Raw genomic sequence first — 20,853 nt, forward strand, 5'->3', positions numbered from 1 at the left:
CTGGATATCCACAACATCACAAATAAATCCTCAAACTGTCATGAAGACGCTGCGCGGGTTTGGGTGAATGCGAGGTCCATGCAGGGAGAACAAGCGATCCATGTGGTCCCAGGAACGACACGACAAAATCCTCTTGCTGCTGCGGGAGCGGCACCGCCTCACGACCGACGAGGCGGCGCGCGAGCTCGGCGTGTCGCGCGAGACGGTGCGGCGCGACCTGATCGAGCTGGAGCAGGGCGGCAAGCTGGCCCGCGTGCACGGCGGCGCGGTGCAGTCGGAGGTGCCGGCGGAGGCCAGTTATGCGGAGCGGGCGCAGTCGCGCCGCCGCCAGAAGCAGGCGATCGCACGGCAGGCGCTCACCCTGGTCAAGCCGGGGATGAGCCTGTTCATCGATGCCGGCTCGACGACGCATGCGCTGGCCCAGGCGCTGGCCCAGGCGCAGGAGTTGCGGGTGATCACGAACTCGGTCGCGGTGTGCGACGCGATGGCCGGGCGCCAGGGGCACGAGCTGCTGATGCTCGGCGGCGGGTATGTGCCGGAGACCTCGGGCACCTTCGGCGAGTTCACCGTCGCGGAGATTTCGCGGCATCGCGTGGACATCGCGCTGATCTCGCCGACCGCGCTCGACGCGCGGCAGGGCGCGTCTAGCTACCTGTGGGCGGAAGTGGCTGTCGCGCAGGCCATGCTGGCGCGGGCGCGGCTCAGGGTGCTGCTCGCCGATGCCAGCAAGCTGGGGCAGGGCAGCCGGATGCAGGTCTGCGATTGCGCCGACATCGACGTGCTGGTCACCGACAACGAGGCGGATCCGCAGGAGCTGGACCGGCTCACCCGCGCCGGGGTGGCGCAGGTGATGTTCTGATCAGAACAGCGCCATGCTCAGCTTGCGGCGGTACTGGTCGACCAGCGGGTCGGCCGGGGCCACGGTGCTGTGGCCGGACAGCTGCAGGCCGCCGGCCTGCGGCGCGCCGGCGCCGTGGCCGTGCGCGGGCTGCGCCGGCTTGGTCATGATCTCGAGGATCGCGACGTAGGTCTTGCGCGCGAGCTGGTCGTTCCAGGTCTTGTCACGCATGATGATCTCGAGGAGCTCTTCCATCGCACCGGTGAAGTCGCGGCCCGCGAAGAGACCCTGCGCCAGCGCGTAGCGCGCATCGAAGTCGCGCTTGTCGGCGGCGATCGCCGCCTGCAGCGCGGCCGGGTCCAGGCCCTGCTCGGCACGGTCCGCAGCGGCGATCCACGCGGCCAGCGCCTGGAACCGCGCATGCGGTGTGATCGTGTCCGCCGCCTGGTGCGCCACCGGCGCGAAGGCCGCCTTGGCGTGTTCCAACTGGTCGTCCTCGAGCAGCGCGCGGATCAGGTCGAAACGCGCTCCCTCGTTGTTCGGATCGGCCTGCACCGCCGCCTGCAGCTTCTGCAGCGCGCCGTCGGCGTCGCCCTCCTCGAGCAGCGCCTGGGCCTCGGCCAGGTCCTCCTCGGCCTCGAGCGCCTCGCCGGTCGGCACGTGGCGGTCCAGGAACTCGCGGATCTGCGCCTCCGGGATCGCGCCGACGAAACCGTCCACCGGCTGCCCGCCGACGAACATCACGCAGAACGGGATCGAGCGCACGCCGAAGGCCTGGCTCAGCTGCGTGGCGATCTCGGGCTGGTCGTCGCTGTTGAGCTTGGTCAGTTTCCAGCGGCCGGCGTAGGCGACCTCGAGCTTCTCCAGCATCGGGCCCAGCGTGCGGCAGGGGCCGCACCACGGCGCCCAGATGTCCAGCAGCACCGGCTGCTGCATGGAGGCCTGCAGGAGGTCGGCTTCGAAGTTTTGGAGGGTGATGTCGGTCATGGTGGGGCGGAAGGGCGGGAGCAGGCGGGCGACGAGGAGCGGCGTCGGGTGCGGTCAGCCGGACGGGACTTCGACGGCAAGAACGGCACCTGAGGCTCCCCGCCTACAATTCAAGGTTTCACGATTTGCAGATCGAGGACCGACCCGTGAGCAGCGCCACCACTCCCGACATCGCTCCCCTCATCGGCGTGGTGATGGGCTCCAGCAGTGACTGGGAGACCATGAAGCACGCCGCCGACATTCTCACCGAGTTCGGCGTGCCGTTCGAGGCACGGGTCGTTTCGGCCCACCGCATGCCCGATGAGATGTTCGCCTATGCCGAACAGGCCGAAGGCCGCGGGCTGCGGGCGATCATCGCCGGCGCCGGCGGCGCCGCCCACCTGCCCGGCATGCTGGCCGCCAAGACCCTGGTGCCGGTGCTCGGCGTGCCGGTCGCCAGCCGCCATCTGCAGGGCGTGGATTCGCTGCATTCGATCGTGCAGATGCCCAAGGGCATCCCCGTCGCGACCTTCGCCATCGGCACCGCCGGCGCGGGCAACGCCGCGCTGTTCGCCGTGGCCGTGCTGGCCCGCGACAACCCGGACCTGCGCGCGAAGCTCGACGCCTTCCGCAAGCGCCAGACCGCCGCCGCCACCGCGATGACCGAGGAGCTGCGCTGATGCCGCTGCTGCCGGGTGACGCGACGCTGGGCGTGCTGGGAGGCGGCCAGCTCGGCCGCATGTTCGTCCATGCCGCGCAGGCGCTGGGCTACCGCTGCGTGGTGCTGGACCCGGACGCGTCCAGCCCCGCCGGCGCGGTCGCCCAGGAGCACCTGAAGGCCGACTACCTGGATCCGGCGGCGCTCGACGACCTCGCGCGCCGCTGCGACGCCATCACCACCGAATTCGAGAACGTGCCCGCCCGCGCGCTGGAGCACCTGGCGCGGGTGCGCGTCGTCGCGCCCGGCGCGTCCGCCGTGGCGGTCTGCCAGGACCGCGCCCGCGAGAAGGCCCACTTCGACGCCAGCGGCGTGCCGTGCGCGCCGTATGCGGTGCTGCGCCACGGCGAGCCGGGCGTGGCCGACCTGGCCGCCGTGCCCGACGCCCTGCTGCCCGGCATCCTCAAGACCGCCCGGCTCGGGTATGACGGAAAGGGTCAGCGCCGCGTCGCCGACCGCGCACAGCTCGCCGCCGCCTTCGATGAACTGGGACGCGTCGACTGCGTGCTCGAGCAGATGCTGCCGCTGGCACTGGAGCTGAGCGTCCTGGTCGTGCGTGGCGCCGACGGCGGGGTCGTGACCTTCCCGGTCCAGCAGAACCTGCACCGCGACGGCATCCTGGCCGTCACCGAGGTGCCCGCGCCGGACGTCGACGAGGCGCTGCAGGCGCAGGCGCGCCGCTCGGCCGCCGCGATCGCGACCGGCATGGGCTACGTCGGCGTGCTGTGCGTCGAGTTCTTCGTGCTGAAGGACGGCCGCCTGGTCGTCAACGAGATGGCGCCCCGTCCGCACAACTCGGGCCACTACACGATGAACGCCTGCGACGTCTCGCAGTTCGAGATGCAGGTCCGCGCGATGGCCGGCCTGCCGCTGCGCGAGCCGCGCCTGCATTCGCCGGTGGTGATGCTGAACCTGCTGGGCGACCTGTGGTTCGACGCGGACGGCCGGGAACGGACGCCCGACTGGGCCGGCGTGCTGGCGCTGCCGGGCGCCGAGCTGCACCTGTACGGCAAGGCGCAGGCGCGCCACGGTCGCAAGATGGGTCACCTGAACGTGATCGGCGCCACCGCCGACGAGGCCCGCGCGAACGCCCGGAGCGCCTGCGCGCTGCTCGGCCTGCCGGACACGTGGTGACGGCGTGGTGACGGAGTCCGGCGCCGTGGTGCTCGATGGCCTGTCCCCCGACGCCTCGCCCGAGGCGGTGCGTGCCACCGCGCGCGTGCTCGCCGCGGGGGAACTGGCCGGCGTGCCGACCGAGACGGTCTACGGCCTCGCGGCGCGCGCCGACCGGGACGAGGCCGTCGCGAAGATCTTCGCCGCCAAGGGACGCCCCAGCGACCACCCGCTCATCGTGCACGTGCTCGACGAGCAGGGGGCCCGCGTCTTCGGGCAAGACCTGCCCCCCGTCGCCCACCGGCTGATCGAGGCCTTCTGGCCCGGTCCGCTGACGCTGATCGTCCGGCGGGTGCCGGGCATCGCCGCGGCGGCCGCCGGTGGACAGGATACGGTGGGCCTGCGCTGCCCGTCGCATCCGGTCTTCCGCGCGCTGATGGCCGAGTGCCGCGCCCTCGGCGTCGAGGGCCTGGCCGCGCCGAGCGCCAACCGATTCGGCCGTGTCAGCCCGACCACCGCCGCGCATGTGGCCGACGAATTCGACCCTGGCCTGACCGTGCTGGACGGCGGTCCCTGCGACGTCGGCATCGAATCGACGATCGTCGACGTCAGCCGCGGCGGCCTGGTGCTGCTGCGACCGGGCGTGCTGACGCCGGAACAGCTGGAAGCCGCGGCGGGCCTCGCTTTACAAGCGCCCGATGCCCAGGCGCCACGCGCCTCGGGCACACTGGCTGCGCATTACGCGCCGCGGGCCACCGTCCGGCTGATGACCCCGGAAGCGTTACGCGACGCGCTGGCGGGCCACCGTCCGGCGGGGCTGGCGGTATATTCCCGCACGTCCTTCGACGGGACGGGCGCTCCCGCGCTGCACCGGGCCATGCCGGCCCAGGCGCGTGCGGCGGCGCGTCAGCTGTTTGCCGTCCTGCGCGAGCTGGACGCAGCCGGCGCGACGGAGATCTGGATCGAGGCGCCCCCGCAAGAGGCCGCCTGGGATGGGGTGCGGGACCGCTTGTCCCGCGCGGCGGCGGCCTTCGCGCCCCGCTGAGTTTTCGAGATTTGGAGAGTTCATGAAGAGTGTGAAGCGCCACCTGGCCGTGCTGCTGGGTGCGACCGCGTTGCTGGCCGCCTGTGGTGGCGGCGGCGAGCAGATCGACCCCTTCCGTCCGACGCGCGCCCTCGCCTTCGGCGACGAGACCAGCGCCATCCGCAGCGACGGCACGAAGTACACGATCAACGGCACCGACGCGACCACCGCGGTCGTGACCTGCGGCCTCAACCAGGTCTGGACGCAGCAGCTCGCGGGCCACTTCGGCCTCGTGTTCGCGGAATGCAACCCGGACAAGCTGGCCACGCCGACCGCGCGCATGTATGCCGCCGCCGGTGCCAAGGTCGCCGACGTGGCCGCTCAGATCGACCGCCAGTTCGCGCTCGACGGCTTCAATCCGAAGGACCTGGTCACCGTCCTGGCCGGCGCCAACGACGTGCTCGAGCTGTACGCGCAGTTCCCCGCGCTGGACGCGGGCACGCTGGGCAACTCGGCGCAGGCGCGCGGCGAGGCGCTGGCCGCGCAGGTCAACCGCATCGTCGACGCCAACGGCCGCATCATCCTGTCCACCGTGCAGGACATGGGCCTGTCGCCGTTCGCGATCAAGGAGAAGGCCGCCCACGCCGACACCGACCGTGCCGCGCTGCTGTCGGAACTGTCGCGCCGCTTCAATGCCGGCATGCGCCTGAAGATCCGCAACGACGGCCATTACATCGGCCTCATCCTGACCGATGAACTGATGGGCACGATGAGCCGCTATCCGACGCTGTACGGCGCGACCAACTCGATCGAGGGCGCCTGCCTGACGACCTCGCTGCCGCCGGTCTGCACCGACAAGACGCTGGTGGCCAACGCGACGGCGGCCACGCACATGTGGGCCAGCGACCTGCTGGTCTCGCCGGTGATGCACACCAACATGGCCAACCAGGCCGTCAACCGGGCGAGCAACAACCCGTTCTGAAGACGATCCGTCCGCGCGCATCGCGCGCAGTTCGATGACGGGAGTGTTGCAGCCGCGCCTCGCAAGGGTCAGGTTGTGCGTCCGTCGTCCCCCCGACCCTGGCATGCTGCGGCTTGTCAGGGTTTTCCTTTGTAAGCGCCGCCGGACGTGCGCTTAAAGTGATCCCTGAGAAAAACGAACGACCGTTCGATTTAGTGCCGACCGCAACAGCCGGGACGGTGCAGACGACGGAGACAACCCCTGGAGAAGTCCGAATGAACAGCCAATTCAAACTGGCCAGCCTGACTCTGGCCGCCGTGGCCATGCTGAGCGCCTGCGGCGGCGGCAGCAGCCCCGCGAGTGACGATCCCCCGCCGGCGCGCGGTACCCTCGAACTGGGCCTGAAGGCCGGCGCGGCCACCGCCGCGACGATCGACGCGGGCACGCTGGCCAAGGGCGTGCAGGCGCTGACCGGCAAAGCCGCCTGCGACGTGGACGTGCGCTACGTCTACTACTGGACGCGTGATCCCCAAGGTCTGCCGGCGACGGCCTCCGCCGCGGTGCTGGTGCCGGCCGGTACCGGCGCTGCCTGCACGGGCAACCGTCCCGTGGTGCTCTATGCCCATGGCACGACGACTGACCAGGGCTACAACATTGCCCAGATCGACTCCAACGCCGAAGGCTCGCTGGTCGCCGCGTTCTACGCCGCCCAGGGCTTCATCGTTGTAGCGCCGAACTACCTCGGCTACGACCGTTCCGGCGCCCAGTACACGACCTACCTGAACGCCGAGCAATCCGCGATCGAGATGGTCGACGCGATGCGCGCCGCGCGTACCCATCTGGCGGCCGAAAGCTCAGTCAAGCCGTCCGCCAAGCTGCTGCTCGCCGGCTATTCGCAGGGCGGTCACGTGGCCATGGCCACGCAGAAGGTGATGGAGCGCGACTACGCGTCCGAATTCACCGTCACCGCCGCCGCGCCGATGTCCGGCCCGTACAACCTGGTGGGCTTCGGCGACACGATCGTCACCACCGGTCCGGTCAACGCCGGCGCGACGCTGTTCCTGCCGCTGATGCTGACCAGCTACCAGAAGGCCTACGGCAACATCTATTCGGCCCCGACCGACGTGTACGCGTCGCAGTTCGCCGCGACCGCGGAAACGCTGTTCCCGTCGAAGCAGTCGGTCGGCGAGCTGATCGCCGCCGGCAAGCTGCCGAACGACCCGACCTTCACCAACCTGTTCGGCACCGGTGGCCTGCTGAACCCGGCCTTCAAGACCGCGTACCCGACCTCCAACTTCCGCAAGGCGCTGCAGACCAACACGCTGCTGGGCTGGACGCCGAAGGCGCCGGTCGCGCTGTGCGGCGGCTCGGGCGACCCGACGGTGTTCTTCACCAACACGCTCCAGGCGCAGGCCGATTTCGCCACGCGCGGCAAGCAGTACCCGGCGTCCAACCTGGAAAGCTCGGCCTCGATGGCCTGGGCCGGCCAGGTGACGGCCGCCACGATCGCGGGCGGCTTCGCGCAAGCCAAGGCGGCGACGTCCGCCGCGGCGGGCGGCGGTGCGGCCGGCGCGGCGGCGGTGCAGGGCGCCTATCACGGCACGCTGGTCCCGCCGTTCTGCAATGCGCTGGCACGCGGCTTCTTCCAATCGGTCCTGGCTGCTCAGCCGTAATCGCCGACGACCAGAACGGAGACATCATTCATGAAGAAGAACATCACCCTCATCCTGGCCGCCTCGCTGATGGCACTGGCGGGCGCCGCCCGCGCCGAGGAGCCGGCGGTCGGCACGCACACGGTCTACCTGGGCCTGGCGCACATCGACGTGAACAGCAAGGCCGGTCCGCTGGAAGGCGGCAGCCGCCAGTTCCCGGCACCGGGCGCGCAGATCCGCGTCGGTGACGCGACCACCACGGGCTTCGGCTACACCTACCGTTTCCTGCCGAGCTGGAGCGGCGAGGTCGCGCTGGGCATCCCGCCGTCGCACAAGATCTACGGCAATGGCGTGCTCCGCAATGCCGGCCAGATCGCGGTCGTGCGCCAGATGCCGCCGACGGTGTTCGTGAACTACCACCTCGGCGAATGGATCCCGAAGGTCCATCCCTTCGTCGGCGCGGGCGTGAACTACACCTACTTCGAGAAGAAGCGCAGCACGCCCACCGGCGACGCGATCAGCGGCGGCCCGACCCGCATCACGCTGGAGAACTCGTGGGGCCTCGCGGCCCACGCGGGCTTCACCGTGGCGTACACGAAGCAGTGGTCGCTGAACGCGACGGTCGCCTACGCGGACGTGCGCAGCAAGATGCGTTCGTACACGACGACCAAGGACGGCGTGGAAGAGCTGCACACGGACATCAACTTCCGTCCGGTGGTGTACACGCTGTCGCTGGGTTACTCGTTCTGATCGGACTTCCGCTCGAACGGCTGACCGGACACGGGCGCCGCGGCGGGGGATCTCCCCGCCCCGCGATGTCCCGGGCCACTACACTTGTCGCATGAGCGTGTTGCTGGCCCTCGATAGCTCGACCGAACACATGGCTCTGGCCCTCGTTGGCCAGGGCCATGCTGCTTTTGTGGACGCCGATGGCGGAGCCTTGGCCTCGCAGCGGCTGGTCCCCGACGTGATGGCGCTGCTGAAGCAGGCCGGCCTGACGCTGGCTGCCGTGGACGCCGTCGGTTTCGGCCGCGGACCCGGCGCCTTCACGGGACTTCGCACCGCCTGCTCGGTGGCGCAGGGCCTGGCGTTCGGCGCCGGCAAGCCGGTGCTGGCGTTGGACAGCCTGATGCTGGTCGCGGAGGACGCGCGACAGCAGCTCGTCGCCGCCGGCGACGCGGCGTCATCGCTCGAGGTGTGGGTCGCCATGGACGCCCGCATGAACCAGATCTACCTGGGCCGCTATCGTTGGAACGGCACGCGCTGGTCCGCGATCGTCGAGCCGCTGCTGACCGACCTCGATCCACTGCAGGCGCTGTGGCGCGAGGAACCGCCGGCGATCGTCGCCGGCTCCGCCTTGAGCGCCTTCGCGCTCGACACCGGCCCGGCCCGGCGCTTCCCCGCCACCGCGTCGCGCGCACGCGCGCTGGGCGCGCTCGCGCGGCAGGCCTTCGATGCGGGCCTCGCGGAGGATGCCGCGAACGCGTTGCCGCTGTACGTGCGCGACAAGGTCGCCCTCACGACGGCCGAGCGCGAAGCCGCCAAGGGAGCGATCACGAGATGAGCGCCCAACCCCGCGACCTGACGTGGCCGCCGTCGCTGCAGGCCCTGCAGCCGCTGCGTGCGCTGGACCTCGACGAGGTGATGGCCATCGAGGCCGTCTCCTACACCCATCCGTGGACGCGCGGCAACTTCATCGATTCGATGGCCGCAGGCTATGCCGGCTTCGTCCTGCGCGACGAGCAGGCCAGGCTCTGCGGCTACTTCCTTGCGATGCAGGTGATCGACGAGATGCACCTGCTCAACATCACCGTCACCCCGGAGCGGCAGGGGCAGGGACTGGCGCGCCGCATGCTCGACGCGCTGGGCCTGCTGTCGCGGGCGCGCGGCTGCCACCAGGTGTGGCTGGAGGTGCGCGAGAGCAACGTCCGCGCACGCCGGCTCTATGAGCGCTACGGCTTCGTGCAGAGCGGCCTGCGTCGCGGCTACTACCCCGGTACGGATGGCCGGGAGGATGCGATCCTGATGACGCTGCGCCTGATGGAGCCCGCCGCATGAGCTGGAACGATCGTCAACGCGCGATGCTGGAGGCGATGGGCCTCAAGCTGTGGACGCCGCCGTCCGGATCGCCCAATACCGAGACAGCGCCCGTCGCCGCCACGGCACCGCGCGCCGTCATGCCCGCGCGATCCGTCGAGCCTCCTGCAGCGCCGGCGATGCGCGCGCCGATGGCCGATGCGGACGTCGCGATCGCCGAGCCCCCGGCACCGCGCCGCGCGCCGGAGCCGGCGGCGAGGTCGCCGTCCGCCGCGCCGGCCGCACGCATGGCCGCGCCGGTCGCGGCGCCCGTGACCGCGGCGGCCGCCGCCGATGCCGCGCTCGTCCAGGCCCGTGGCCTGGCGCGCGAGGCCATCGCCCGTCTGGACTGGCCCGGCCTGCGCGACGAGGTCGCCTCCTGCCGTGCCTGCGGGCTCTGCGAGTCGCGCAAGAACACGGTGTTCGGCGTCGGCAACGAGCGCGCGCACTGGATGGTCGTCGGCGAAGCGCCGGGCGAGCAGGAGGACCTGCAGGGCGAGCCCTTCGTCGGCGCCGCCGGCAAGCTGCTGGACAGCATGCTGCGCGCGGTCGGCCTGGGTCGCGGCGAAGGACCGCCGGAACGTCAGGTCTACATCGCCAACACCTTGAAGTGCCGCCCGCCGCGCAACCGCAATCCGGACCCGTCGGAGCTGGCGCAGTGCGAGCCCTTCCTGCAGCGCCAGATCGACCTGATCCAGCCCCGCATCATCCTGGCGATGGGCCGCTTCGCGGTGCAGCAGCTGCTGCGCAGCCAGGAGCCGATCGGCCGGCTGCGCGGGCGCGTCCACCGCTACCAGGGCGTGCCGCTGGTCGTCACGTACCACCCGGCCTACCTGCTGCGCAACCTGCCGGACAAGGCCCGCGCGTGGGAGGACCTCTGCCTGGCGCTGAAGACGCTGGATGAGTCACCGCCGCGCGACGACGCTGCCACTGCGGGCGCCACGCCCGCCGTGCCGTCGACGACCGGGACGGACTGAATGAACGCGCCGGTGCCGCCTCTGCCGGCCACGCCGGCGCCCTCGGCCGAAGACCAGGCCGCGCAGTTCCGGCTGCTCGCCGACAACGTGCCGGTGCTGATCGCCGTCTTCGACGCGGCGACGCGCACCTGCCGATTCGCCAACCGCCAGTACGCGCGCAGCTTCGGCCTGGATGAGGTCAGCGTGCTGGGCCGCACCTTCGCGCAGATCATCGGCGAGGAGGCCTCGCAGGAGATCGAGCCGCACGTGCAGCGCGTGCTGCGCGAGCGCATCAGCGTCAGCTACGAGCGCCGGCTGGAGCGTCGCGACGGCAGCCCGCGCTGGATCGAGGTCAACCTGATCCCCTACGTGCCGCCCGGCGGCGACGAGGTGCAGTCGAGCTTCGTGCTGATCTCCGACATCACCCGCTTCCGCGAGGCCGAGCTGGCGGTGCGCGATTCCGAGGAGCGGCTGGGCAAGTTCATGCAGGCGTCGATGGAGGGCATCGTCTTCCATCGCGACGGCGTGATGACCGATGTGAACCCGCCGCTGTGCGAGCTGGTCGGGTACGCGCTCGAGGAACTGGTGGGACGGTCCGCCTTGTCGATGATCGCGCCGGACCAGGTCGACACCGTGCGCGACGTGATGATGTCCGGGCAGGAGACCCGCTATCCGACGGCGATCCTGCATCGCAGCGGCGAGCGCATCGACGTCGAGTTCATCGTGCGGACCTTGTGGCGCAACGGTGAGCGCCTGCGGATGACGATCGTCCGCGACCTGCGCCCGCACCTGGAGGCGCTGGCGCGCATCCAGCACCTCGCGCAGCACGATCCGCTGACGGGCCTGCTGAATCGCGCGACCTTCATGGAACGGCTGCGCGAGCGGCTCTCGCAGGGCAACGCGCGCCGCGCCGCGCTGCTGTTCATCGACCTCGACAACTTCAAGCGGGTCAACGATTCGCTGGGGCATTTCGAGGGCGACCGCGTGCTGCGGACCGTCTCCGAGCGGCTGCGCGGCGGCCTGCGCGGCAGCGACCTGGTGGCGCGTTTCGGCGGCGACGAATTCGTCGTGCTGCTCGAGGACGTGCACCAGCGCAAGGACGTGCAGACCGTGCTCAACGCGCTGCTGAGCGTCGTCGAGGTGCCGGTGCAGGCGGACGGCCGCGACCTGTCGGTGACGCCGTCGATCGGCGTGGCGATGTACCCGGAGCACGGCGAGTCGCCCGAGGAACTGCTGCAGCACGCCGACACCGCGATGTACCTCGCGAAGGCCGCGGGCCGTGCGACCTACCGCTTCTTCGAGCAGGCGATGGCCGAGAACGCCTACGCGGATCTGGTGCTGGAGACCGAACTGGCACAGGCGCTGACGGCGGACGAGTTCGTGCTCTTCTATCAACCGCAGGTCGACGCGCGCACCGGCGAGCTGGTCGGCGCGGAGGCGCTGCTGCGCTGGCGGCACCCGGAACGCGGCCTGCTGACGCCGGATGCCTTCATCGTCGTGGCCGAGCGTCACCGCCTGATGCTGCCGCTGGGCGAGTGGGTGATGTACGAGGCCGCGCGGCAGACGCGCGCCTGGCACGAGCGCGGCGTCGCCGCGATACCGATCGCGGTGAACCTGTCGAGCATGCAGTTCCGGCTGGCCAGCTTCTCGAAGTCGGTGGCCCACGTGCTGAAGACGGCCGGCATGCCCGGCGAGTGGCTGGAGCTCGAATTGACCGAGCGCATGCTCACCGAGGAGATCGACCGGCTGCCCGAGCTGCTGCAGACGCTGCGGTCCCAGGGGCTGGCGATCTCGATCGACGACTTCGGCACCGGCTACACGGCGCTGAACCAGCTGATCCGGCTGCCGCTGGACAAGCTCAAGATCGACCAGAGTTTCGTCGCGGTGCTGCCGGACGATCGGGGCGCGGCCGCGATCACGCGCGCCATGGTGCAGATGGCCAAGGGCCTGGGCATGCGCGTCGGTGCCGAAGGCGTGCGCAACGCGCGGCAATGGCACCTGCTGGCCGAGTGGGGCTGCGACGAACTGCAGGGCGAGGTGATCGCCCCGGCGATGCCCGCCGAAGAATTCGAAGCCTGGCTGGCCGCGCGTGGCCAGCCGACGCTTCCCGGAATCGACACATGACTTCAAAGACACCAGATTCCGCCCGCCTGAACGGCGCGGCGTCCGCGCCGCATGGCGCTTCCCGTCCGGATGCACCGGGGGCGTCAGCCCACGCGACCGATCCCGCCATGGCCGCGCTGCTGCGCGATGAAATCGCGGCCGCCGGCGGCTGGTTGCCCTTCGACCGCTACATGAGCCTGGCGCTGTATGCGCCGGGCGTGGGTTACTACGCCAACGCACGGCGCAAGTTCGGCACGATGCCGCAGCAGGGCTCGGATTTCGTGACGGCGCCGGAGCTGTCGCCGCTGTTCGGGCGCGCGCTGGCGAAGCAGGTGGCCCAGGCGCTCGCCGTCAGCGGCACCGACACGGTGATCGAGTTCGGCGCCGGCAGCGGCGCGCTGGCGGCGCAGCTGCTGGAGACGCTGGACGCGGCCGGGACGCCGGTGGCCAGGTACTACATCGTCGACCTGTCCGGCACGTTGCGCGAGCGGCAGGCGGAGCGGCTGGCGCGATTCGCGCCGCGCGTCGAGTGGCTGGACCGCTGGCCCGACGAGATCCACGGCGTGCTGGTCGCCAACGAGCTGCTGGATGCGATCCCGGTCGAGCTCCTGCGCTGGGACGGGCAGCACTGGTTGCAGCGCGGCGTGGGCCTGGACGGGTTGGGCGCGTTGCACTTCGTCGATCGCCCGGGCGAGGCGCGGCCGCCGACGCCGCCGGAGCACGACGTGGGCTTCGTGCCCGGGACGGTGACGGAGATCCATCCGCAGGCCGAGGCCTTCGTGCGCACGCTCGCGGAACGGTTGAAGCGCGGTGCGGCGTTCTTCATCGACTACGGATTCCCGGAGTCGGAGTACTACCACCCGCAGCGCACCGGCGGCACCTTGATGTGCCACCACCTGCACCGCTCGGACCCCGATCCGCTGGCCCTGCCGGGGCAGAAGGACATCACCGCGCACGTGAACTTCACCGGCATCGCGGTGACGGGGCAGGATGCGGGGCTGATGGTGCTGGGCTACACCAGCCAGGCCAACTTCCTGATCAATTGCGGCCTGGTCGACCTGATGAGCGATGCCGACCTCGCGCATCGCGGCATGGCCCACCGGCTGATCGCCGAGCACGAGATGGGCGAGCTGTTCAAGGTCGTCGGCTTCGCGCCGGGCGAGGGATTCGACGCGCTGGGGTTCAGCGCGGGCGATCGCTCTCACACGCTCTGAGCGCGGCCTTGCGGGCCTCGTGGATCGCCTGGCCGATGGCCGGGCCCTGCTTGCCGGCCGCCAGCGCGGCCGCGGAGATCGCCGCCTGATCGACCGACTGCACGGCGCGCAGGTCGTGCAGCAAGGCCTGGCGCTGCGGATAGGGTCGATCGCGCAAGCCCGTGCGGCCGCGGGCATCACATTCGCAGGCCAGCAGCAGCTGCGCGAAGCGCTCCGGCCGGCGCGGCGCGTCGCAACGCTCGATCAGGCGCAGGCGCGCCTCGGCGCTGAAGTCCAGGCTCTGATGCACATGCGTGTGCTCGCGCGCGACCAACTCCGCCAGCTCCTTGCAGTCAGACGGCACGCGCCAGCGCTGCGACAGCGCCGCCGCCAGCTCGACGCCCCGTGACTCGTGCTTCAGGTGGCGCGGCCACTCCTCCTCGGGCGTCGTGCCCTTGCCGAGGTCGTGGCACAGCGAGGCGTACCGCACCGGCAGCGGCGCCTCGACGCGCGCGCATTCCTCGAGCACCAGCAGGACGTGGACGCCGGTGTCGACCTCCGGGTGGTGCGCCTCGGGCTGCGGCACGCCGAACAGGCGTGCCAGTTCAGGGGCGATGCGCGCCAGCGCGCCGCTGTCGCGCAGGATCTCGATCATCCGCGCCGGATGGCCTTCCATCAGGCCCCGCGCGACCTCCTGCCAGACGCGCTCGGCGACCAGCGCATCGGCCTCGCCAGCGGCCACCATGCCGCGCATCAGCGCCATCGTCTCCGGCGCCACGGTGAAGTCGCCGAAGCGCGCCGCGAAACGCGCCAGGCGGAGGATGCGTACCGGATCCTCCGCGAAGGCGTCCGAGACGTGACGCAGCACCCGGGCTTCGAGATCGCGCCGGCCGCCGTAAGGGTCCACGATCGTCCCGTCGGCCGCCTGGGCCATCGCATTGATCGTCAGGTCCCGGCGGACGAGGTCCTCTTCAAGGGTGACATCCGGGGCGGTGTGGAACTGGAAGCCGTGGTACCCGGCGGCCGTCTTGCGCTCCGTCCGGGCCAATGCCACCTCTTCATGGGTCACGGGATCCAGGAACACCGGGAAATCCTTGCCGACGGGAAGAAATCCCTTGTCGATCAAGGACTTGGGCGTCGCTCCGACCATGACCCAATCACGGTCCTGCACGGGCAGCCCCAGGAGCGCGTCCCGGACGGCCCCTCCAACGAGATACATCTGATCACTCATGTTGCGGCGCAGCATCCCTGATAAAGGGGATACCTCCATTAGGCTATCCATCCGTATATTCACCAATGCCACCTGCACACCAGTGCCTGTTCAAACAGGCCAGCTACCGAGAGAGACGTTGTAGTCAGGCAGGGCGGCATAGCAGTAGGGAGTATCTTGAATGAAGTCTGTTCTTCTCCTCCTGCTGGGCGGAATTGGTCTCGCCGCCCAGGCACAGGAGCAGCAGGCGCCGGACACGAATGTCGTGCACGTCGCCGCTGACACCAGTTTCACCCGCCAGAGCCAGCCTGCGCCCGCGCAGTTGGCCGATGTCAATGAGCAGGAAGGCGCGGACACCGTCATGCCGTCCTTCGTCTCCGAGCCCACGAACCAAGCCATGATGCTCGGCGGCCTGCTGGCTGCCGGATTCATGGTGCGCCGCCGCCGCGACCACTGATTTCGCGCCGGTCCACCTCGCCGCCTTTCGCCGCCTGCCCGCACAGGCTGTAGAAGGCGGCTTTTCATTGCCGGCGGCCGGGCCCTCCTCAGGGTTTCAGCACCGGCACCGGTCCGCTGACGTCGCGGTACGGTTCCTCGAAGTCGAGGAAATCCTTCTCCGCCAGCGCGTCGGCGATCCATTCGCGCACGCCCGGTGCGGCCTGCACGGCGTCCGTGTAGGCCTTCAACGCGGCCGGCAACGGCAGTCCGTAGCGGGTCACCCGCATCACGACCGGCGCGTAGAACGCGTCCGCCGCGCCGAACTCGCCGAACAGGAACGGTCCGCCGCTCTGCGTCAGCGCGTCGGTCCACAGTTCCACCACGCGGGCGAGGTCCTTGCGCAGGCCGGCCTCGCTGCGCATCAGGCGCTCGCCGACCGTCGCCAGGTCGGCGTCGATGTTCATCATGCAGTGGGTGCGCAGCTGGCCGAAGCCGCTGTGCATCTCCGCGCAGAGGCTGCGCGCCCGCGCGCGCTGGCGGGCGTCGCGCGGCCAGACGGCCTTGTCGGGGAAGCGCTCGGCCAGGTATTCGACGATCGCCAGCGAATCCCAGACCGCGAGGCCGTCGTCGACCAGCACCGGCACCTTGCCGGCCGGCGTGACCGCGCCGATCTCGCGGTAGAAGGCCGAGTCGGGCGTGAAGTCGAAGCGGACGATCCGCTCCTGGAAGTCGATGCCCAGCGCCTTCATCAGCACCCACGGGCGCATCGACCAGGACGAGTAGTTCTTGTTGCCGATGATCAGCTGCATGCGGAAATCTCTCTGCTAGGGACTGCGCGCCATCGCCGGCGCGCTGGGGGTCAGTTCGTGCCGTTGGCCGGGATGTCCGGGGCCGACGCCGCCGCCGGACCGATGACGCGGCCGAGCCGGTCGCGCAGCACGGTGCCGGTCTCGCGGCCCATCAGCTGCGCGTAGATCGTCGCGTTGGACAGCACCTTGCGCACATAGTCGCGGGTCTCCCAGATGGGGATGTTCTCGGTCCAGATCGCGGCGTCGAGCTGTGGTCCGTCGCGCCAGCGGCGCGGCCGGTTCGGGCCGGCGTTGTACGCCGCCGCGGCCATCGCCTGCGAGCCCTCGAAGCTGTCCATCACCAGCTTCAGGTAGCCGGTGCCCAGGCGCAGGTTGGTGTCGCGGTCATGCAGCATGTCGGGCTTGAAGTCGACGCCCAGCTTCTTGGCCGTCCACTTCGCGGTCGCCGGCATCACCTGCATCAGGCCGCCGGCACCGACGTGCGAGCGCGCATCCATCATGAAGCGCGATTCCTGGCGGATCAGCCCGTAGACATAGGCCGGGTCCAGGCCCATCGCCGTCGACTGCTTGAGCACGTCCGCGCGGTAGGGCATCGGGAAGCGCTGGGCGAGGTCGATCTCGGTCCTCGTGCGCTCGCTGGTCTGGATGCAGCGCTCCCAGAGTTCGCGTTCGCAGGCGGTCTGCGCGACCGACAGCAGCTCGCGGTCCGACAGGCCGCGCAGGCTGAAGTTCCATTCGCGCTGGCCCTCGCTGCGCAGACCGACGGCCAGCAGCAGCAGCGCGCGCTGGATGCCCGGATTCGCCAGCGCCTGCGCGCGCTCCGCCGCGGTCAGGTCCGCGGGCGTGGGCGGCAGCGGCAGGCGCAGCTTCAACTCGTCGGCGGCGAGCTTGCCGTAGAAGCTCAGTGGCGAGGCGATCGCGCGCAGCGTGTCCTGCGACTCGCGGCGCTGGGCGTCGCCCGCCGCGCCGGTCGGCGCCAGCTGCTGCTGCGCCTTCGCGCGCCAGTACTGCCAGGTGATGTCTTTCTGGTCCGACGGTTTCATCAGCGAGAGCGCCGACATCAGCTGATCCGGCCGGCTCGCGCCCGCGTCGCCGCGCAACGCGGCGCGCGCCATCCAGCTGATCGTGTCGTCGCTCCATTCGACCGGGCCGAGCTTCGCCTGCAGCTTCATCGCGCGATCGAAGTGCTCGTTGGCCTCGTCCTTCAGCCGCAGCGCCGCCTGTCTGCCGTACTGCGCCCAGAGCCAGGCGGACAGGTCGTTCGGCAGCTTGGCGGCCCAGCGGCGCACGTCGTCGTCCGCCTTGTCGTAGTCGGTCGCCAGCAGGCGCATCAGCGCCAGCATCGTCAGTTCGGCCTTGGCGCGCGGCGAGGCCGCGGCCTTGCGCTTGAGGTAGCGGTCCGGCTTGTCCATCAGCTCGGCCAGCGCCTCCTGGTCGGGCTTGGACAGCAGCGCGCCGGCCTGCTTCACCGCGCGCGGCTTGTTGGTCTCCACGATGAAGCGCAGCTTGCGCCAGACGTCGGAGTCCTTGAACTGGCCGTTCTCATGCAGCGTCGTCGCCAGCATGTTGCAGCCCTCGTCCGCGTCGCGCTGCGCGAACCAGGCGGCGCGCGCGGCGTCGCGCAGGTCGCGTCCCGGTGGATCCGCCAGCAGCGCGTAGCAGGCCACCTCGCGGTCGTCCTGCATCTTGTAGGCGGCGTGGTCGCGGCGGAAGTTGGCCCAGTCGCGGCGGTGTCCGAGTTCCAGCAGCCAGTCGTTGCGCAGCCGGTCCTCGACGTAGGCGCCCGGCCAGCGCGCGTAGAACGCGTTGAGCTCGGGCTGCTGGGCCTCGGACAGGCGGGCGTTCAGCTCCCAGTAGTCGAACCAGGGGGCGAGCGGATGCTGCTGGTCGAAAGCGGCCTGCCGCATCGAGGCCAGCCGCGAACGGTCGCGCACGCGCCAGGCCTCACGGGCGTCGGTGACCAGGTCCGGCAGCGGCGGCAGCGGATTGGGCACGACGGTGAAGGTCGTGCTCGACTGCGCGGCGGCGGGCAGGGCCGTCGCCAGGCAGAGGGCGCCAAGGGCGCCGACGGCGGCCGAGACGGTCACGCTGGCGGAGGCGAGGGCGGTTACAGTGATCCGAGCGAACTTCATGCCGACCTGTGATGAGTGACTCCCCACGGCTCCCGATGCCGCCGGTGCAACCGGCAAGACCTGGCCCCATGAGCGGAGCGAACTGCGCCGCGCCTTGCTGGCGCGCCGCCGTGAATGGTGGGCCGGTGCCGAGGCGCGCCTCGCGGCCGACAAGCTCGGCGAGCAACTGCTGCCGTTGCTGCGCCAGCTGGAGCCGCTGACCCTCGGCCTCTACTGGCCCCTGGAGGGTGAATTTAACGCAGCGGCCTGGGCCTCGACCCACAAGCTCGGGGGAGATGCAATTGGCGCTGCCCTTCGCGCGTAAAGCCGGCGATCACGGACCGGCGGCGATGACGTTCCGGCGCTGGGATGGCCAGGAGCCGACGGTGAAGGACGAATGCGGCATTCCCAGCTCGACCGGCCCGGTGCTGGTGCCGGAAGTGCTGCTGGTGCCCTGTCTCTGCTACACGCGGGAAGGCTTCCGGCTGGGCTACGGCGGCGGCTACTTCGACCGCTGGATCGAGGCCCATCCCGGGGTCACGACGATCGGCCTGGGATGGAGTTGCTGCGAAGCGGCCTTCGAAGTGCAGCCGCATGACCAGGCACTGACGGTCGTGCTGACGGAGCGCGAACTCATCGCGCCCTGATCGGCTCAGCCCGAGTTCTCATCCACCGGCGGATCCGGCTCGCCGATCGCGCGGCGCGTGATCGCCGCCTGCTCGCTGATCCATTGCGCGAACTCGACGACCTCGGGCCGCGCCCGGCCATGCTCCGACATCATGAGCCAGTACACCGTCGGGCAATCGGTGCGGCCGGCATCGCCGAAAGGCTCGACCAGCTCCCCGCGCTCCAGCGCCTCGTAGATCATCGGCAGCCGCGCCAGCGCCACCGCCTGACCGGACACCGCCGCCTGGATCTGCTGGTAGGTGAAGTTCAGGTACATCCAGCGCCGCGGCTGCAGGTCCGGCGCGCCGTGCAGCGCCAGCCAGCGCCGCCAGCTCAGGAACAGGCCGCTCGGACGCTGGTCGTCCTCCTCGGCCAGCGTGTACTGGCGCAGGTCGGCCGCCTGGCTCAGCGGCGGCCCCTGGCCGTCCTGCGCCTGCTTCGCAACCCACGGGTTCACCACCGGGGTCAGCATCTCGCCGAACATGCGCCGCGCCGACGGCGCCACCCGGTTGGGGGCGGCGTAGCGCAGCGCGACGTCGAATTCGCTGTCGTCGATCTCGACCAGTTGGTCCAGCGCCGAGACGCGGATGTCCATGTCCGGGTGTTCGCGCTGGAAGGCTTCCAGCCGGGGGATCAGCCACAGCGATGCGAACGAGGCGAAGGTCGTCACGTTGACGACGCGGCGGCCGCGGGTCGAGCGGATCTGGCGCACCGTGCTGTCCAGCCGCTCCAGCATCGGCTCCACCGCCGACAGCAGCAGCTTGCCGTCCGGCGCCAGTTCCACATGCCGGGTGCCGCGCTTGAAGAGCGTCGCGCCCAGTTCCTCCTCCAGCGACCGGATCTGGCGGCTGATGGCGGACTGGGTCAGGTAGAGCTCCTCGGCGGCGGCGCTGAAGCTCAGGCGCCGGGCCACCGCCTCGAAAGCACGCAGCGGACCGACGGCGAGCGGACGATGGCGAGGCGCATTCATGAGCGGATGGTATCAATCGATGCTGCAAGACTCATTGGACCGGCATGCGGGTCAACCCTACTATCTGTCCATGTCCACGAGGAACGCCGCCGGTGCGCGGAACGCCCGATGGACCGGGAGTCGATCATGAATGTCATGCAAAAGTCATCAATCCAGGTCAGCCGCGACGACGCCGCGTGGACGTTGTCACAGGGCGAGGCCATGAGCCTGCCCATCGGCCCGGGCCGACGTGAACTGCATGTGCTCGACGGTCGCGTCTGGGTGACGCAACGCGGCGACCTGAACCTGCCGGCGCAGGACTTCTGGCTGTCGGCCGGCGAGACGCTGGAAGTCGCCAACGGCACCGAGCTGGTCGTGGAAGCCTGGCCGACCGCGCGCTTCCAGCTGCTGGTGCCGCCGCAAGCCTGCCCGACCCGGTTGGCCCGCCAGGTCAGCCGCCTGCCTTCTTTCGGGCAGCTGTTCGGCCAGCGCCTGGCGAACGCTTGACCGCCGGAGTCTTCGTCGTGACCCCCTTCAGCGCCTTGGCCGGTTTCTCCTTCCTGACGGTCCTCGGCTCGGCGCTGGTGCCGGCGCTCTTCTTCGGCGTGCTGGCCTTCGGCTTCGCGTTGGCGGAGCGCAAGGCCGACTCCATCGCCAGCCGCCCCCAGGGCAGCATGAGCGCGGGCGACTCGAGCGTCTCCTCCGGCGGCCGGAAGTAATTCAGGCTGGCGACCTCCTGTCGCCCGTCCTTGCCGGCCTTCGAGTAGCGGAACGGCTCGCAGCCGGCGTCCACGTAGCGGGACTGGCTGGCGGCGTCCGCCTTCAGGTAGAGCTCGTCGCGGCTGATGATGGCCAGGAACAGGCCGTCCACGTACAGCCCGAAGCCGCCGAACATCCGCCGCGCCAGCACCGGTCCGAGCGGGGCCAGCAGCTCCATGCAGTGATTCGCGAAGTCCGCGCCGGCGCCGGTGACGCGTCGGACGGTTCCCGTGGTGGTGGTGCCTCGTGCCATGCCGGCGACTCTAGATCACCTCTGGCGCCCTGTCCGCGAGGCGGCCACAATGGTCCGC

22 protein-coding genes are annotated in these 20,853 nt (G+C 70.4%); 16 read left to right on the forward strand and 6 right to left on the reverse strand.

The window, feature by feature from the left end:
* Positions 1–100: 100 nt before the first annotated feature.
* Complete coding sequence (locus tag ACQ859_RS05410) at positions 101–859, forward strand: DeoR/GlpR family DNA-binding transcription regulator (protein WP_431264896.1); 759 nt, start codon at positions 101–103, stop codon at positions 857–859.
* On the opposite strand, the gene ACQ859_RS05415 is transcribed toward ACQ859_RS05410, so the two are convergent.
* Positions 860–1,825 (reverse strand): tetratricopeptide repeat protein, encoded by a 966-nt coding sequence (locus ACQ859_RS05415; protein ID WP_431264897.1) that lies wholly within the window; start codon positions 1,823–1,825, stop codon positions 860–862.
* A gap of 194 nt (positions 1,826–2,019) precedes the next feature.
* Here ACQ859_RS05415 and purE point away from each other — a divergent pair, with 194 nt between their 5' ends.
* The 11 genes from purE (at position 2,020) to ACQ859_RS05470 (ending at position 13,621) form a co-directional block, all read left to right on the forward strand.
* Complete coding sequence (purE, locus tag ACQ859_RS05420; protein ID WP_431261331.1) at positions 2,020–2,484, forward strand: 5-(carboxyamino)imidazole ribonucleotide mutase; 465 nt, start codon at positions 2,020–2,022, stop codon at positions 2,482–2,484.
* The gene (locus tag ACQ859_RS05425; protein ID WP_431264898.1) at positions 2,484–3,656 is read left to right on the forward strand and encodes a 5-(carboxyamino)imidazole ribonucleotide synthase; all 1,173 of its coding nucleotides are present in this window, start codon (positions 2,484–2,486) and stop codon (positions 3,654–3,656) included. The genes purE and ACQ859_RS05425 overlap by 1 nt, the downstream gene beginning before the upstream one ends.
* A gap of 25 nt (positions 3,657–3,681) precedes the next feature.
* Entirely contained in the window at positions 3,682–4,680 is a 999-nt protein-coding gene (locus tag ACQ859_RS05430; protein WP_431266467.1) for an L-threonylcarbamoyladenylate synthase, read from the forward strand.
* Between the two features lie 22 nt (positions 4,681–4,702).
* Positions 4,703–5,641: an SGNH/GDSL hydrolase family protein gene (locus tag ACQ859_RS05435; RefSeq protein ID WP_431264899.1), complete on the forward strand. Its 939-nt coding sequence runs from the start codon at positions 4,703–4,705 to the stop codon at positions 5,639–5,641.
* 254 nt (positions 5,642–5,895) lie between these two features.
* Positions 5,896–7,293, forward strand: coding sequence for an alpha/beta hydrolase family protein (locus tag ACQ859_RS05440; RefSeq protein ID WP_431264900.1), 1,398 nt, complete (start codon positions 5,896–5,898; stop codon positions 7,291–7,293).
* A 30-nt stretch (positions 7,294–7,323) separates the two neighbouring features.
* The gene (locus ACQ859_RS05445; protein WP_431264901.1) at positions 7,324–8,022 is read left to right on the forward strand and encodes an OmpW/AlkL family protein; all 699 of its coding nucleotides are present in this window, start codon (positions 7,324–7,326) and stop codon (positions 8,020–8,022) included.
* 91 nt (positions 8,023–8,113) lie between these two features.
* Positions 8,114–8,836 carry a tRNA (adenosine(37)-N6)-threonylcarbamoyltransferase complex dimerization subunit type 1 TsaB gene (gene tsaB, locus ACQ859_RS05450; RefSeq protein WP_431264902.1) on the forward strand — a complete coding sequence of 241 codons (723 nt, stop codon included), beginning with the start codon at positions 8,114–8,116 and terminating at the stop codon, positions 8,834–8,836.
* Positions 8,833–9,330 (forward strand): ribosomal protein S18-alanine N-acetyltransferase, encoded by a 498-nt coding sequence (rimI, locus tag ACQ859_RS05455; RefSeq protein ID WP_431259461.1) that lies wholly within the window; start codon positions 8,833–8,835, stop codon positions 9,328–9,330. The genes tsaB and rimI overlap by 4 nt, the downstream gene beginning before the upstream one ends.
* Positions 9,327–10,325 carry a uracil-DNA glycosylase gene (locus ACQ859_RS05460; protein ID WP_431264903.1) on the forward strand — a complete coding sequence of 333 codons (999 nt, stop codon included), beginning with the start codon at positions 9,327–9,329 and terminating at the stop codon, positions 10,323–10,325. Before rimI ends, ACQ859_RS05460 begins: the two co-directional genes overlap by 4 nt.
* Positions 10,326–12,428, forward strand: a complete 2,103-nt coding sequence (locus ACQ859_RS05465) for a putative bifunctional diguanylate cyclase/phosphodiesterase (protein ID WP_431264904.1) — start codon at positions 10,326–10,328, stop codon at positions 12,426–12,428.
* Positions 12,429–12,454: 26 nt separating this feature from the next.
* Complete coding sequence (locus ACQ859_RS05470) at positions 12,455–13,621, forward strand: class I SAM-dependent methyltransferase (RefSeq protein ID WP_431266468.1); 1,167 nt, start codon at positions 12,455–12,457, stop codon at positions 13,619–13,621.
* On the opposite strand, the gene ACQ859_RS05475 is transcribed toward ACQ859_RS05470, so the two are convergent.
* Positions 13,590–14,831 (reverse strand): multifunctional CCA addition/repair protein, encoded by a 1,242-nt coding sequence (locus ACQ859_RS05475; RefSeq protein ID WP_431266469.1) that lies wholly within the window; start codon positions 14,829–14,831, stop codon positions 13,590–13,592. The genes ACQ859_RS05470 and ACQ859_RS05475 overlap by 32 nt on opposite strands.
* A gap of 160 nt (positions 14,832–14,991) precedes the next feature.
* On the opposite strand from ACQ859_RS05475, the gene ACQ859_RS05480 reads away from it, so the two are divergent.
* Positions 14,992–15,267, forward strand: coding sequence for a hypothetical protein (locus tag ACQ859_RS05480; protein WP_431264905.1), 276 nt, complete (start codon positions 14,992–14,994; stop codon positions 15,265–15,267).
* An 88-nt stretch (positions 15,268–15,355) separates the two neighbouring features.
* On the opposite strand, the gene ACQ859_RS05485 is transcribed toward ACQ859_RS05480, so the two are convergent.
* Together ACQ859_RS05485 and ACQ859_RS05490 are read right to left on the reverse strand one after the other, a co-directional pair.
* The gene (locus ACQ859_RS05485) at positions 15,356–16,057 is read right to left on the reverse strand and encodes a glutathione S-transferase family protein (RefSeq protein ID WP_431264906.1); all 702 of its coding nucleotides are present in this window, start codon (positions 16,055–16,057) and stop codon (positions 15,356–15,358) included.
* A gap of 50 nt (positions 16,058–16,107) precedes the next feature.
* On the reverse strand, positions 16,108–18,144 hold the full coding sequence (locus tag ACQ859_RS05490; RefSeq protein ID WP_431264907.1) for a transglycosylase SLT domain-containing protein: 2,037 nt from the start codon (positions 18,142–18,144) through the stop codon (positions 16,108–16,110).
* Between the two features lie 139 nt (positions 18,145–18,283).
* Between ACQ859_RS05490 and ACQ859_RS05495 the strand changes: the two genes are divergently transcribed.
* Positions 18,284–18,493 carry a hypothetical protein gene (locus ACQ859_RS05495; RefSeq protein WP_431264908.1) on the forward strand — a complete coding sequence of 70 codons (210 nt, stop codon included), beginning with the start codon at positions 18,284–18,286 and terminating at the stop codon, positions 18,491–18,493.
* Positions 18,465–18,815: a 5-formyltetrahydrofolate cyclo-ligase gene (locus ACQ859_RS05500; protein WP_431264909.1), complete on the forward strand. Its 351-nt coding sequence runs from the start codon at positions 18,465–18,467 to the stop codon at positions 18,813–18,815. Before ACQ859_RS05495 ends, ACQ859_RS05500 begins: the two co-directional genes overlap by 29 nt.
* Positions 18,816–18,820: 5 nt before the next feature.
* On the opposite strand, the gene ACQ859_RS05505 is transcribed toward ACQ859_RS05500, so the two are convergent.
* Positions 18,821–19,804 (reverse strand): LysR family transcriptional regulator, encoded by a 984-nt coding sequence (locus ACQ859_RS05505; RefSeq protein WP_431264910.1) that lies wholly within the window; start codon positions 19,802–19,804, stop codon positions 18,821–18,823.
* 126 nt (positions 19,805–19,930) lie between these two features.
* On the opposite strand from ACQ859_RS05505, the gene ACQ859_RS05510 reads away from it, so the two are divergent.
* Complete coding sequence (locus ACQ859_RS05510; protein WP_431264911.1) at positions 19,931–20,290, forward strand: DUF2917 domain-containing protein; 360 nt, start codon at positions 19,931–19,933, stop codon at positions 20,288–20,290.
* On the opposite strand, the gene ACQ859_RS05515 is transcribed toward ACQ859_RS05510, so the two are convergent.
* The gene (locus tag ACQ859_RS05515; protein ID WP_431264912.1) at positions 20,235–20,795 is read right to left on the reverse strand and encodes a TfoX/Sxy family protein; all 561 of its coding nucleotides are present in this window, start codon (positions 20,793–20,795) and stop codon (positions 20,235–20,237) included. The genes ACQ859_RS05510 and ACQ859_RS05515 overlap by 56 nt on opposite strands.
* Positions 20,796–20,853 lie beyond the last annotated feature (58 nt).

This window comes from Roseateles chitinivorans (assembly GCF_050632235.1).
In the GTDB taxonomy this organism is placed as follows: domain Bacteria; phylum Pseudomonadota; class Gammaproteobacteria; order Burkholderiales; family Burkholderiaceae_C; genus Roseateles; species Roseateles chitinivorans_A.